Annotated in this window: 10 protein-coding genes; 6 read left to right on the forward strand and 4 right to left on the reverse strand. The window is 71.2% G+C overall.

What is annotated here, in order from left to right:
- Positions 1-8: 8 nt before the first annotated feature.
- From KF837_38575 to pilB, 3 genes are all read right to left on the reverse strand, one after another.
- A complete protein-coding gene (locus KF837_38575; GenBank protein ID MBX3233294.1) occupies positions 9-2141 on the reverse strand; it encodes a DUF4215 domain-containing protein in 2133 nt (710 codons plus the stop codon).
- Positions 2142-2268: 127 nt separating this feature from the next.
- Positions 2269-3024: a hypothetical protein gene (locus KF837_38580; GenBank protein MBX3233295.1), complete on the reverse strand. Its 756-nt coding sequence runs from the start codon at positions 3022-3024 to the stop codon at positions 2269-2271.
- 24 nt (positions 3025-3048) lie between these two features.
- Entirely contained in the window at positions 3049-4755 is a 1707-nt protein-coding gene (pilB, locus tag KF837_38585; protein ID MBX3233296.1) for a type IV-A pilus assembly ATPase PilB, read from the reverse strand.
- Positions 4756-4808: 53 nt separating this feature from the next.
- Here pilB and KF837_38590 point away from each other — a divergent pair, with 53 nt between their 5' ends.
- On the forward strand, positions 4809-5972 hold the full coding sequence (locus tag KF837_38590) for an FHA domain-containing protein (GenBank protein MBX3233297.1): 1164 nt from the start codon (positions 4809-4811) through the stop codon (positions 5970-5972).
- The gene (locus KF837_38595; GenBank protein ID MBX3233298.1) at positions 5972-7216 is read left to right on the forward strand and encodes a serine/threonine protein kinase; all 1245 of its coding nucleotides are present in this window, start codon (positions 5972-5974) and stop codon (positions 7214-7216) included. The genes KF837_38590 and KF837_38595 overlap by 1 nt, the downstream gene beginning before the upstream one ends.
- A gap of 10 nt (positions 7217-7226) precedes the next feature.
- Here KF837_38595 and KF837_38600 read toward each other — a convergent pair whose 3' ends face one another.
- Positions 7227-8435 carry a S8 family serine peptidase gene (locus KF837_38600; protein MBX3233299.1) on the reverse strand — a complete coding sequence of 403 codons (1209 nt, stop codon included), beginning with the start codon at positions 8433-8435 and terminating at the stop codon, positions 7227-7229.
- A 309-nt stretch (positions 8436-8744) separates the two neighbouring features.
- Between KF837_38600 and KF837_38605 the strand changes: the two genes are divergently transcribed.
- From KF837_38605 to KF837_38620, 4 genes are all read left to right on the forward strand, one after another.
- Positions 8745-9272 carry a hypothetical protein gene (locus KF837_38605; protein ID MBX3233300.1) on the forward strand — a complete coding sequence of 176 codons (528 nt, stop codon included), beginning with the start codon at positions 8745-8747 and terminating at the stop codon, positions 9270-9272.
- 134 nt (positions 9273-9406) lie between these two features.
- Positions 9407-10150: a hypothetical protein gene (locus KF837_38610; protein MBX3233301.1), complete on the forward strand. Its 744-nt coding sequence runs from the start codon at positions 9407-9409 to the stop codon at positions 10148-10150.
- 14 nt (positions 10151-10164) lie between these two features.
- Positions 10165-11511 (forward strand): sigma 54-dependent Fis family transcriptional regulator, encoded by a 1347-nt coding sequence (locus KF837_38615; GenBank protein MBX3233302.1) that lies wholly within the window; start codon positions 10165-10167, stop codon positions 11509-11511.
- On the forward strand, positions 11504-12433 hold the full coding sequence (locus KF837_38620; protein ID MBX3233303.1) for a tetratricopeptide repeat-containing protein: 930 nt from the start codon (positions 11504-11506) through the stop codon (positions 12431-12433). Before KF837_38615 ends, KF837_38620 begins: the two co-directional genes overlap by 8 nt.

Consider the following 12433-nt stretch of genomic DNA (forward strand, 5'->3'; position numbering starts at 1 on the left):
GGTAGCAGCTACTTGGGGCCGCCGGTGTCGAGCTTGCACGTTGCATTGTTGCAAGCCACGCCGCCGACGGGGGCGCCGTCGCACTGCTCCGGCGACTGCACGATGCCGTCGCCGCAACGCGGCTTCGCCCGGCAGTTGGAGCTGCACTTGCCGTAGGCGGGGGCGGCCGGCGGCACGTTGGTGTCGTTGTTCGGACCGTCGTCGCAGATCTCGCCGTAGATGGCGTCGATCACGCCGTCACCGCAGCGCGGGCCCGGACCCGAGCAGTCGACCTTGCACTTGTCGTAGCCGCCGTTGTACGGGCCGTCGTCGCACTTCTCCGGCGGGTCCTGGGTCGTGCCGTCGCCGCAGAACGGGCCGCGCGACTTGCAGTCCTTCGCGCACTTGCCGTAGCCCGGCGGATCGTTCGTGTCGTTGTTCGCGCCGTCGTCGCAGACCTCGAACTTGGTCTTCACGCCGTCGCCGCACTTCGGGACGCACACGCTCTTCGCGCGCGCGAAGCCCTTGAACGTCGCGGTGTAGTTCGACTGCGAGCGGTTGCGCTCCGCTTGGAAGAGGGCGAACTCGTAGACCTTGTCCTTCTCGAGCCCGAGCTTCGCCGCCGTCGCCGGGTTGATCGTGACGGAGCCGTCCTGGGCGGTGTGCACGCCGCCGAGGTCGACGACGAGGATGCCGTTCACGTAGACGAAGACGTCGTCGTCGCCGGTGAAGTCGAACTGGGGCGGGCTGTCGATCGCCTCCTGGTCGTACTTGAACCAGAAGCGCAGCTCGCTCGTGAAGTGGAAGTTGTTGTCGCCGCCGGAGTTGCCGTCCTCGTACTGGTTGCCGAAGCCGAGGCCGTTGATCGGGAAGAACGCGTTGCTCGTGAAGCGGTACGTGCCGGCGCTGAGGCGCGTGAGCGGGAGGTTGCGGGGGATCGTGTAGTTTACACGCGTCGTGGTGCCGTTGCCGGGGAGGTCGCGGTACCACTGGTTGAACGTCGTCGCGCTCGTCACGGTGCAGTCGTTCGTGCCGCTCGTGAAGGGGCAGCCGTAGATCGGCTTGCCGTCGGTGCCGTCGAGGCGGCCGAGGTTAGTCGCGTTCTGGCCCGTCGCGTCGAGCGCGAAGCCGGCGATGCCCCTCACCGTCGCGCTGTAGGTGTCCATGTCGGGGTGGCCGTTCGCGCAGCCGTCGGGCGCGCAGACGCCGTCTTTGTCGCCGCGCGAGAAGTCGCGGTAGATGATCGGGACGTCGATCTCGTTCGGGAGCGACTCGGGCGCGAGGGTGCACTCGAAGCCGGGCTCCTGCTTGCAGTCCTTCGAGCAGCCGTCGCCGTCCTTCGTGTTGCCGTCGTCGCACTCCTCGCCGGGGAACACGATGCCGTCGCCGCACGCGCCGGCGCACGCGCCGCCCGCCTTCGGGCAGACCGGCTCCTTCGTGCAGGTCGGCGAGCAGCCGTCGTACGGGAGCGTGTTGTCGTCGTCGCACTGCTCCGTGCCTTCGATCTGGCCGTCGCCGCACGTCGTCGGCACGCACTTCGCGCCGGGCGTGGGGCACTTGTAGCCGGGCTCGAGGAGGCACTGGTTCGAGCACCCCGCGCCGTTCGCCCCGTCGTCGCACTCCTCGTCGCCGGCGATGATGCCGTCGCCGCACTTCTCGGCGACGCACGCGACGCCCGGGATCGGGCAGGCCCAGCCGGGCTCGAGCTTGCAGTCGGCGGTGCAGCCGTCGCCTCCCACCGTCGTCTTGTCGTCGCACTCCTCGCCCTCCTTGAGGACGCCGTCGCCGCAGGCCCCGATCTTCGCGCAGGGCTGGCCGGGGATGTTGCAGACGTAGCCGTCCTCCACCTTGCACGACGCGGAGCAGCCGTCGTCGGGGGTCGGGTTGCCGTCGTCGCACTCGTCGTCGCCGTCGAGGATCGAGTTGCCGCACGCGGGGACGGGCGCGTCGATGATCGGGCCCGAGTCGGGGATCGGATCGCCGCTCGTGCCGCTCGTCGAGGACGTCGTCGTCCCGGGGTTGAAGCCGCTCGTCCCGAACGGCGCGTCGCTTCCGGCGTCTCCGCCGTTAAACGTGTTATCACCGGATTCGCTGCCACACGCGCCGGTCGCCGCGACGAAGCCTCCGAGCGAGATCAGTCCAACCGAGAACAAACGACGCATCGGGGCGCTCCTTTCGGGCTCACAATGGTCCTGATCGCGCGCGAGATTGAAAGTCCTCCGAACCAGTAGGGAGAAAATGCGTGCGACATGCACGCACCCGTGGCATGGAGACGCACGCGGCCGGGGCTCACGGCGCGGGGGCGAGCGTGGCCGCGCTGAACGCGATGTTGAAGTCCGGCGCCGATGGGGTCTTTTCCGACAGCGTGTAGTCGACGACGAGCGTGCCTGGCGCCGCCGACGCGAAGCGGATGCGGACCATGTACTTCACGGCCCCCTGCTCCGTGGGGAGCGTCGTCGTGACCGGCTCGAGGTCCGAGCCCTCGAGGCGGGCCGTGATCGTCGCGCCGGTGAAGTACGTGTTGATGTGGAGCACCAGCGCGCGCGGCTCGGGCGCCGACGCGACGTCGAGCGAGAGCTTGCTCCCGACGTCCGTCACGTAGACGCCGCCGCGCATGCTCCCCGCCTCGATCGGCGCTCCGTTCGACCACACGAAGGTCCGATCGTCGTCGGAGTAGTCGGAGTAGCCGCCCGTGCTGCTGCGGATCTCCGAGATGGCGGGGAGGCAGGAGCCGCAACGGTTCGTCGCGCCGTCGTCGGAGTGGTGCTCGCGCCAATCGACGCTGCCCTCGGCCGTGAGGTCGATCGTCCCGCTGGGGCTCCGCTGCGGCGGCTCGATCGAGAGCGCCGACGTCGACGTCCCGGCCTCCGCGTCCGCGCCGGCGTCGGGCACCTCGATCGGCGGGGGGACCGCGCCCGACTCTGCGCCTCCGTCCGCCTCGACGGCTCCGGCGTCACCCCCGCCCGCGGTGAAACCGGAGAGGTCGTGACAGGACGCCCCCGCGAGCAGCGGCGTCAGGAAGAGGAGCAGCCAGGCGCGGCGCACGTGACGCGTTCGGGGCGCGCCCGGTCAGTCCGACATCGTGACGCGGAGGATCTCCTCGGTCGTCGTGACGCCGTCGAGGACCTTCATGATGCCGGCCATGCGGAGGGTGACCATGCCCTGCTTGATCGCGGCGGCCTTGAGCTCCGCGGTCGACGAGCCCTGGAGGACCATCTCCTTCAGGCCGTCGTTGAAGCGCATGACCTCGTAGAGCGCGACGCGGCCCTTGTAGCCGGTGCCGTTGCAGGTGCGGCAGCCGAAGCCCTTCACGAGGCGGCCCTGCGCGATGTTGATCTGCTCGTTCGTGAAGCCGACCTCCGCGAGCGCCTGCGGCTCGATCTGGATCGGCTGGCGGCAGTCGACGCACACCTTGCGCGCGAGGCGCTGGGCGAGGACCAGGTTGACCGACGCGGTGATGAGGAACGGCTCGACGCCCATGTTGAGGAGGCGCGAGATCGTCGCCGGTGCGTCGTTGGTGTGGAGCGTGGAGAGGACGAGGTGGCCCGTGAGCGCCGCCTTGACCGCGATCTCCGCGGTCTCGAAGTCGCGGATCTCGCCGACCATGATGATGTCCGGGTCCTGACGGAGGAACGCGCGGAGCGCCATCGCGAAGTTCAGGCCGATCTCGTCGTGCATCTGCACCTGGTTGATGCCGGCGAGGTTGTACTCGACCGGATCCTCCGCGGTGGAGATGTTGGAGACGACCTTGTTGAGCTCGGAGAGCGCGGAGTAGAGCGTCGTCGTCTTGCCCGAGCCGGTCGGGCCCGTGACGAGGACCATGCCCCACGGCTGGCGGATCGCCCAGAGGAAGTCCTCGAGCGGCTTGTTGTCGAAGCCCAGCTTCGTCATGTCGAGCTGGAGGTTCCCCTTGTCGAGGAGGCGCATGACGATCTTCTCGCCCCAGAGCGTGGGGAGCACGCTCACGCGGAAGTCCATCTCGCGGCCCTTGCCGAGCTTCAGCTTGATGCGACCGTCCTGCGGGAGGCGGCGCTCGGCGATGTCGAGCTGGCTCATGATCTTGAGGCGCGAGGCGATCGCGTTCTTCAGCTTCAGCGGCGGCGTCATCTCCTCGACGAGGACGCCGTCGATGCGGTAGCGCACGCGGAGCTTCTTCTCGTAGGGCTCGATGTGGATGTCGCTCGCGCCCTTCTTGATCGCGTTGAGGAGGATCATGTTCACGAGGCGCACGACCGGCGCGTCCTCGCTCGCCTTCTCGAGCTCGAGGGCGTTCATCTCCTCTTCGTCGCCGGTGAACTCGATCTCCGACTCGTCGAAGCCGGCCATGACCTCGTCGTAGGAGGGGCCCGCGGAGTAGTAGCGTTCCACCGCGGTCGCGATCGCGGTCTCCGACGCGATGACCGGCTCGATCGTGTAGCCGGTGAGGAACTTGAGATCGTCGATCGCGTGGAGGTTCGTCGGATCGGCCATCGCGACGATGAGCGACGAGCCCGCGCGGGAGACCGGGATGACGCGGTGCTTTTCGCACTGCTCGCGCGACACCAGCTTCAGGATCTCCGCGTCGATCTCGTACTCCTCGAGGTTGATCGTCGGGACCCGGTACTGCTGCGACAGGAAATTCGTGATCTCCTGGTCGCTGATGTAGCCGAGCTTCGCGAGCGTGTAGCCGAGGTTCTGGCCCGAGCGGTTCTGCTCGTCCTGTGCCTGACGCAGCTGCGCGAGCGAGATCAGCTTCTCGCGGACGAGGAGCTCACCGAGCCTGTTCGTGTTCGACATGCCTGCGTAGGATACACTCCCCGCCGGCAAAAGCGTCAACGCGTCCCACCTCGATGGCCTTCTACGACAAATGGTTCGGCAAAGGGCGCCTCGCCGAGCAAGCGCGGGCCAGCGAGCTCCGCGGCGATCTGATCAAGGCCGCCGAGCTGTTCGGCAAGGCGGGGAAAGAGGAGGAGGTGGCGCGCGTCATGGTCCTCCGCGGCGACGCGGAGCCCGACGCGCGCGCGCGGCTCCAGCTCTTCACCCAGGCGGCGAAGGTCGCGCCCGACGGCACCGACACGAACCGGAGCGCGCGGCTGAAGCGCGCCGAGCTGCTCCTCGCGCTCGCGGGCGACGCGGCCGTGAGCGCGGTCGCGCGGCACGAGATCGTGGAGGCGGCGCGGGACCTCGAGGCGATCAACGAGCCGCGCAAGGCCGCCGACGCCTACGCGCGCGCGGGTGACAAAGAAGGTCAGGCCCGCGCGCTCCAGGCCGCGGGCGACGTCGAGGAGCTCGAGTTCCTCCTCTCGACCGAGCAGTACAAGGAGCGGTCCTCGCGCGCGCGCGACGAGCGGACGAAGGACGTCGACGTCATGATCGGCTGCGGCCGGCGGCGCGAGGCGCTCGCGGCGCTCGACGAGCTCCTCGCCAAGACGCCCGACGACGCGCCGCTGCGGGAGCGCGCGAACGGCCTCCGCGCGCGCCGCGTGCTCGCGCCGCTCGTCACGATCGAGGCCGCGGGCGAGCGCTACACGCTCGTCACCGGCGACGAGGTCGTACTCGGGCGGACGGAGGGATCGATCAAGGTGCCGTCGAACGCGGTGAGCCGGGAGCACGTGCGCATCGCGCGCGAGGGCGACGCGATCATGGTGCGCGATCTCGAGAGCCGCAACGGCACGCAGCTCCGCGGGATCAACCTCGCCGGGGCGCTCGCGGTCGGCGAAGGGCTCGAGCTCAAGCTCGGGAAGGAGGTGCCGCTCCGCATCCGGCCGAGCAAGCGGCTCGCGGGGACGATCGAGATCGCGGTCGCGGGCGAGACCTACTACGCGTCGCTCGGTCCGACGAAGACGCCGCTCGAAGGCATCGCGTTCGCCGCCGGGGCGGACGGGTGGCTCGAGCTCGTCGGCAGCGCGTTCGCCGGCGACGTCGAGCTCGTGCCGCGCGCGACGCTGCTCCTCGGCGACGCGCTCTCCACCACCCGCAACGGCGGCGCCGTGCTCCGCGTGATCAGCACCTGATGGGTCTCTTCGACTTCTTCCGCAAGAAGCCGCCCGCGGCCGCGGTGCCGGCGCCGGCGCTCGAGGCCGAGGCGCCGATCGAGCCCGCGCCCCCGCCCGGCATGTCGAAGGAGCTCGCGCGGCTCTTGCGCGTCGGGGAGGCGGCGGGGCCGGGGGAGACCGAGGCGGTCGACACGTTCGAGCGCATGCGCGGCACGATGGAGGAGGCGCGCGCGGTGGAGGAGCTCTCGCGCGTCGCGCAGATGCGAAAGCTCCCCGATCGGCTCCTCCTCACGCTCGGCGCGACGCTGCTCGATCGCGGCGAGGCCGAGGGCGCGCAGCGGGTGCTCTCCGCCGCGTCGTCGTCGCCCGCGCTCGTGCTCCTCGCCGATCTCGCGGAGCGCAAGAACGACCTCGCGACCGCGCTCGCGCTGGTGGAGCGCGTGCTGCTCCGCGATCTCGATCACCCCGGCGCGCGGGAGCGTCATCGGCGGTGGCGCGCGTCGCTCGGCTTCGACCTCCAGCACAAGCCGATCGCCGCGGGCGCGACCGTCGTCGCGCGCGAGGCGGACGCGCCGTTCGATCTCCTGCGCGAGGTCGGGCGCGGCGGCGCGGCGGCGGTGTACGAGGCGGTCGACCGCGAGCTCGGTCGTCACGTCGCGCTGAAGGTCTACCACCAGCCGGAGCGCGACAAGACGCAGCTCGCGCACGAGGCGCGGGTCGCGGTGATGCTCGAGGGCCCCGCCATCGTGCGCGTCTTCGACGTCGATCCCGATCACGGTTGGATCGCGCTCGAGTGGGCGCCCGCGGGCGCGCTGCGCGATCCGATCCGGGGCAAGGACGCGGGGCGCCTCCTCCCGATGGATCGCTGGGCGCTGCCGCTCGCGACCGCGCTCGCGCGCGTGCACGCCGCGGGCTGGGTGCACCACGACGTGAAGCCCGCGAACGTGATCCTCTCGCGCACGAACGCCGCGATCCTCACCGACTTCGGGTCCGCGCGGCGCATCGGCGAGCCGCCGCCGCCCGGCTCGTTCGGGTTCATCTCGCCCGAACGGATGAAAGGACGGCCGAGCGATCCGCGCGACGACGTCTACGGCTACGGCCGCGTGCTCGAGGAGGCGCTCGCCGTGATCGGGCAGGAGCACGCGCCCGCGATCGCGCCGTACCGCATGCTCGCGGCGGCGTGCACCGGGCCCGACGAGGGCCGGCCCGCCGACGGGCGCTCGATCCTCACGCGGCTCAAGGTCGAGCTGAACCTCGGGTGAGCTTCGGCGCTCAGTGCTTCGCGGTCACGTGCGCGTGGAGCGTCGTCATGTCGAGGACGCGGCCCTCGCGGAAGTAGGGCTCGAGCTTCGGGTCGGCCTTCGATCCTTCGACGACGAGGCGCTCGACGTCGGCCGCGGTGTACGTGACGTCCTTGTCCTTCAGGTACTGGATGACGCGCGACGCGGCCGCGGCGACGAGCGGGCCCGAGAACGACGTGCCGGCCTGAACGCTGTAGCGCCCGGTCGCGTAGTCGCCGCCGCTCGAGATGACCTTCCCCGGCGCGCCGATGTCGACGTAGCGCGGGCCGTAGTTCGAGAACTGCGCGAAGAACGCGCCGTCGTCGTCGACGGCGCCGACCGCGATCACGCCCGGGATCGCGGAGTAGCGCGTCGGGTAGAGCGCCTTGTCGTCCACGTTCGTCTTCGTGTTGCCCGCCGCCATGACGACGACGATGCCCTTCGCGGTCGCCTCTTCGAGGAGCGCCTCGAAGGCGGGCACCTCCCTCTCGCCGGGCGCGGGGCCGAGCGGCCAGCTCATCGAGATCACGTCCGGCTTCTGGCCGACCGCCCACGCGAGCGCCTTCAGGTTGTCGTTGCTCGCGTCGCGGCCGACGCCGAGGATCTTCGCGCTCGGGTTCACGCCGACGATCCCCCTCCCCGGCTCGCCGCGTCCCGCGATGACGCCGGAGATGATCGTCCCGTGGTTGATCGCGCCGAGCTGCGCCGCGGGCGGCGACGGCGGCGGGCTCACGTTCGTGCACGCCGCGTCGCCGGCGTCGTACGTCGCGCACTGCGGCTTCGCGAAGTTGTAGGTGAGCGCGAACGCGCCGCTCAGATCGGGGTGCTCCGTGTTGAACGCGCCGTCGAGGACCGCGACCGTCACCGGCACCGCGTCGAGCTTCTTCCACGCGTTCGCGGAGGCCCAGTGGTTGATCCCGCCGAGCTGCGTCGGACACTCGACCGTCTCGTACGCGTGGCCCGTCGCGAGCTTCGGCGCGGTCGCGCACGCCGCGGGCGCGACGGCGGCGGCCTCCTCGGCCGGCGCGGCCGGCGTTCCCGGCGCGGTCTCCTCTCCGGTCGTCGTGTCGTCGTTCGTCGCGGGCCTGGTCGGTTCGCCGGCCGGCGCGATCGTGTCGGCGGGCGCGGCGTCGACCGAGCAAGCGGCGAGGACGAGGGCGAAGAGGGGGGAGCGGACGATCAGCGACGTGCGGTTCGGCATGTCCTCTCGACGAGCAGCCGGCGTGCCGTCGCGTCCGCGCGCCTCTCTCCTCATGGAGCGGCGGCGCCGCCGTCCAACTTTCGAGACGACGTCCAAAGGCTTGGACGAAATGAGAGAAAAACGGCCGATTTTTCGCGAATTTTCATGGTGGCACACGGGCTGCTCCAGGGACGGGACACACCCTCTCCCAAGGAGAACTTGCCCATGTCCCTCGTCCGCACCGGCTCTGTCGTCTTCGTCGTCGCGACCTCGCTTCTCGGTATCGCTTGTGGCGCTTCCTCCTCGTCGGCCCCGAGCGGAGACGACGACATGACGTTCGAAGAGATGGGCGAGACGTCGTCCGCGCTCGTCCTCTCGAAGGTCGAGAACGCGGCGTCGCTCGAGCTGACGAGCGACGACGGCGCGTGCGCGTCGATCCGCGAGCTCTTCGAGCCGAAGCTCGAGGAGATCAAGTCGCTCTGCGGGGACAAGCAGATCCCGGTGCCGGTCGCGCACGAGAACGAGGGCTGCGAGGCCGGCAGCGTCACGAAGATCACGCTCGAGTGCCGCGCGGTGAACCTGCCGCCGATCCCGAAGGAGGGCTGCCGCGACATCGAGGTGAAGGACGACGGCGCGATCCCGGAGGGCGCGGAGCTCGAGGCCCCGCTCGTCTGCCCGCGCCTCGGCGGCGCTCCTCCCGCGCTCGAAGACGGCGCGCTCCCCGAGCCCCCCGCGCCGCCGAAGAACACCACCGGCGAGCGCCCCGCTCCCCCCGCTCCCAACGGCGCCACCCCCGCGAAGCCCCCCGTCCCGCCCAAGGGAATCCGCTGCTGCGCCCCTCCCCCTCCGAAGAGCTGAAGACAAGCCGGGGCCCCAGAAGCGGCCGCGCAAGCGGTCGCGAAGCGACCCTCGCGCAAAGCGCGAGGGCCGTGTCTGGGGTGGGGTGTCGGGGCGAAGCCCCGACGTTGAAAAGAACCTGTATTCTGGCGCGCGTGGTGCGTGCAGGTCAGCTCTCGCGGCTCGTCTTCGCCGCGAGCGCTGGCGTCCTCGTGATCGCGCCGGCGTGTCTCGGGTCGTTGCCGGAGCCGCTCGTGTGCCCGGCCGAGGCGCGCTTCGCGTCGGTGACGGCGTGTCCGCTCCAGCCCGCGCCGAGCGCGACGTCGTCGCCGCCGTTGCCGTCGCCGGAAGGCGGAGCGCTTCCATCTCCGAGCCAGTGCTCGCTCGCGATCCCGTGCCTCCAGACGCAGGGGCGCACGTGCGCGTGCACCGAGGCGGAAGAGTGCGCCGGCGCGAGCCAGTGCACGCCGCCGCCCGAGTGCCCGCCCTCCGTCCTCGAGCGCGTGCGCGGCGCGACGTGTTACGAGGTGACGACGTCGCTCCCGATCGGTCCCCTCACCTGCGCATGCGGCTGCGGGAGCTGCGCCGCGGCGTGCGACGGATACGGGCCCGTCATCGGCGCCCGCGCCACGCTGAGCGTCGCGCTCCCCGCGCTGCCGGGGACCGGAAGGCTCGGCTTCATGATCCGCGCGCGCGGGACGTCCACCCTCACCGCCTCGTTCGGCGGCGCGCAGGCGCCTTCCAACCCGCCGAGCGCCGACGTCACGCCGAGCGCGGAGTTCACCGACGTCGCCCTCCTCCCGGGGCTCGTGCTGAACGGCCGCGCGCCGACGAACATGCTGCTCACCGCGACGGGCCAGGTCGAGGTCGACTGTATCGTCCCGTTCTACGTGCCCTGATAGGCTGAGCGGCCGTGTCTGGAGACGATCCGACAACGCGAGGCGTCGCCCTCGCGGACATCCACTCGCTCCTCGTACGCGACGCGCGCATCGTCGTGGTGGAAGGTCCCGACGCGGGGCAGAGCGTGCAGACGCAAGGCGGCGCCGTGCACGTCGGATCGGGCACGCAGTGCGATCTGCGCCTCTCCGATCCGCTCGTGTCGCGCCGCCACCTCGAGGTCCACGGCGAGCCGGGCGGCGTCCGCATCGTCGATCGCGGGAGCCGCAACGGCACCTTCTTCCACGGCGCGCGCGTCACCGAGCTGCGCGTGACGAGCGACGTCGAGCTCACGCTCGGATCGACCCGCCTCGCGCTCACGCTCGGGCGCGAGCCGCTCAAGCTCCCCTTCTCCCCGCGCACGACCTTCGGCAGCGCGGTCGCGCACAGCGAGTCGATGCGCCACGTCTTCCGCGTCCTCGAGATGGCGGCGGCGAAGGACGTGACCGTGCTCATCGAAGGCGAGTCCGGCACCGGCAAGGAGGTCCTCGCGTCGTCGCTCCACGCCGAGAGCCCGCGCCGCGACGGGCCGTTCGTCGTCGTCGACTGCGGATCGATCCCCGCCAACCTCGTCGAGAGCGAGCTCTTCGGCCACGAGCGCGGCGCCTTCACCGGCGCGGTCGCGGCGCACGCGGGCGCGTTCGAGCAAGCCCATCGCGGCACGATCTTCCTCGACGAGATCGGCGAGCTGCCGCTCGACGCGCAGCCGAAGCTCCTCCGCGCGCTCGAGAGCCGCTCCGTCCGCCGGATCGGCGGGCGCGCGCCGATCTCGTTCGACGTGCGCGTCGTCGCGGCGACGAACCGGCGCCTCAAGGAGGCGGTGCGCTGCAAGGAGTTCCGGCAGGATCTGTTCTATCGCCTCGCGGTCGTGCACGTGTCGGTGCCGCCGCTCGGCGATCGCAAGGAGGACATCCCGCTCCTCGCCGAGCGCTTCCTCCGCATCGCGAGCGGCGACGCGAACGCGGTCCTCCCGCCCGCGCTCGTCAAGGTCCTCACCGGCTACGACTGGCCCGGCAACGTGCGAGAGCTCCGCAACGTGATCGATCGCTTCGCGACGTTCGACAACACCGACGAGCGGATGCTCTTCGATCCCTCCGGCAACGACGAGCCCGCGCGCGGCGGCTTCGACTTCGCCGCGCTCGCCGCGCACCCCTACGCCGAGGCGAAGCGGCAGCTCCTCGACGCGTACCACCGCGCGGTGATCCCCGGCGTCGTCGAAGAGTGCGGCGGCTCGGTGCAGCGCGCGGCCGATCGGCTCGGCATGTCGCGCGCGAACCTCTATCGCGTGCTCTCCGATCTCGGCGCGAAGGTCGACGATGCGTGAGCGCGCTGCCGCGGCCGCGGCCGCCCTCTTCTTCTTCGCCGCCGCCGCGCGCGCGAACGAGCCGCCGCCGACGCCGGAGCACGAGGCCGTCTTCCGCGCGGGGATGGAGCAGTACGAGAAGGGCAATCGCCCGGCCGCGATCGCGACCTGGGAGAACCTGCTCGCCACGCTCGGCGAGGGCCGCGGCTACAAGATCCTGTACAACCTCGGGGTCGCGTACCAGGCGAGCGGCGACGTCACGCGCGCGATCGAGCGGTACCGCGCCTTCGTCGCGCAGGTGAAGCGGCGCGAGAACGTGGGGAAGGACCTCGTCGCCCGCAGCGCCGACGCGACGACGCGGCTCGAGCAGCTCGAGTCGACCCACGGCGCGGTCGACGTGCGCGCGCCGAAGAGCGGTCCGATCGTGCTCACGCGCGTCGGCACCTCCGAGCCGCGCCCCGCCGGCTACGTCGTCTGGCTCGCGCCGGGCACGCACGCGATCGAGGTCAACGTCGGCACGCAGAAGATCGAGCGCCGCGAGGTGATCGTCGAAAAGGGTAAAACCGTGGTCGTCGACACCTCGCCGCCGGAGGAGCCCGCGCCGCCGCCACCTGCGCCGCCGCCGGAGCCACCGCCGCCGCGCGGCGTGTCGGCGTGGGTCTGGGTCGGCGCCGGCGTGACGCTCGCGAGCGTCGCGCTGCCGGTCGCCTCGTACCTCGTCGCGGACGGAAAGGGCGACGACGCGCGCGCGCTCGGCCGGGGGAGCGGACGCTACGCCGACGCGAAGGACACGTACGAGACGTGGCGAACGCTGCACTACGTCTCGTACGCGGTGCCGGCGGTGCTCGCCGGGATCACGATCGCGATCGCGGTGCTCGGCCCGTCGAAGCGCGTCACCGTCGGCTTCGACGGCTCGCAGCTCCGCGTCGGCGGCGCCTTCTGA

This window comes from Labilithrix sp. (genome assembly GCA_019637155.1).
Classification (GTDB): domain Bacteria; phylum Myxococcota_A; class Polyangia; order Polyangiales; family Polyangiaceae; genus Labilithrix.

Bases quoted from the DNA above. Each gene is read 5' to 3' on its own strand.
- KF837_38590 (MBX3233297.1), top strand. From the start codon at position 4,809: ATGGCCTTCTACGACAAATGGTTCGGCAAAGGGCGCCTCGCCGAGCAA.
- KF837_38620 (MBX3233303.1), top strand. From the start codon at position 11,504: ATGCGTGAGCGCGCTGCCGCGGCCGCGGCCGCCCTCTTCTTCTTCGCC.
- KF837_38600 (MBX3233299.1), bottom strand. From the start codon at position 8,435: ATGCCGAACCGCACGTCGCTGATCGTCCGCTCCCCCCTCTTCGCCCTC.
- pilB (MBX3233296.1), bottom strand. From the start codon at position 4,755: ATGTCGAACACGAACAGGCTCGGTGAGCTCCTCGTCCGCGAGAAGCTG.
- KF837_38595 (MBX3233298.1), top strand. From the start codon at position 5,972: ATGGGTCTCTTCGACTTCTTCCGCAAGAAGCCGCCCGCGGCCGCGGTG.
- KF837_38605 (MBX3233300.1), top strand. From the start codon at position 8,745: ATGACGTTCGAAGAGATGGGCGAGACGTCGTCCGCGCTCGTCCTCTCG.
- KF837_38575 (MBX3233294.1), bottom strand. From the start codon at position 2,141: ATGCGTCGTTTGTTCTCGGTTGGACTGATCTCGCTCGGAGGCTTCGTC.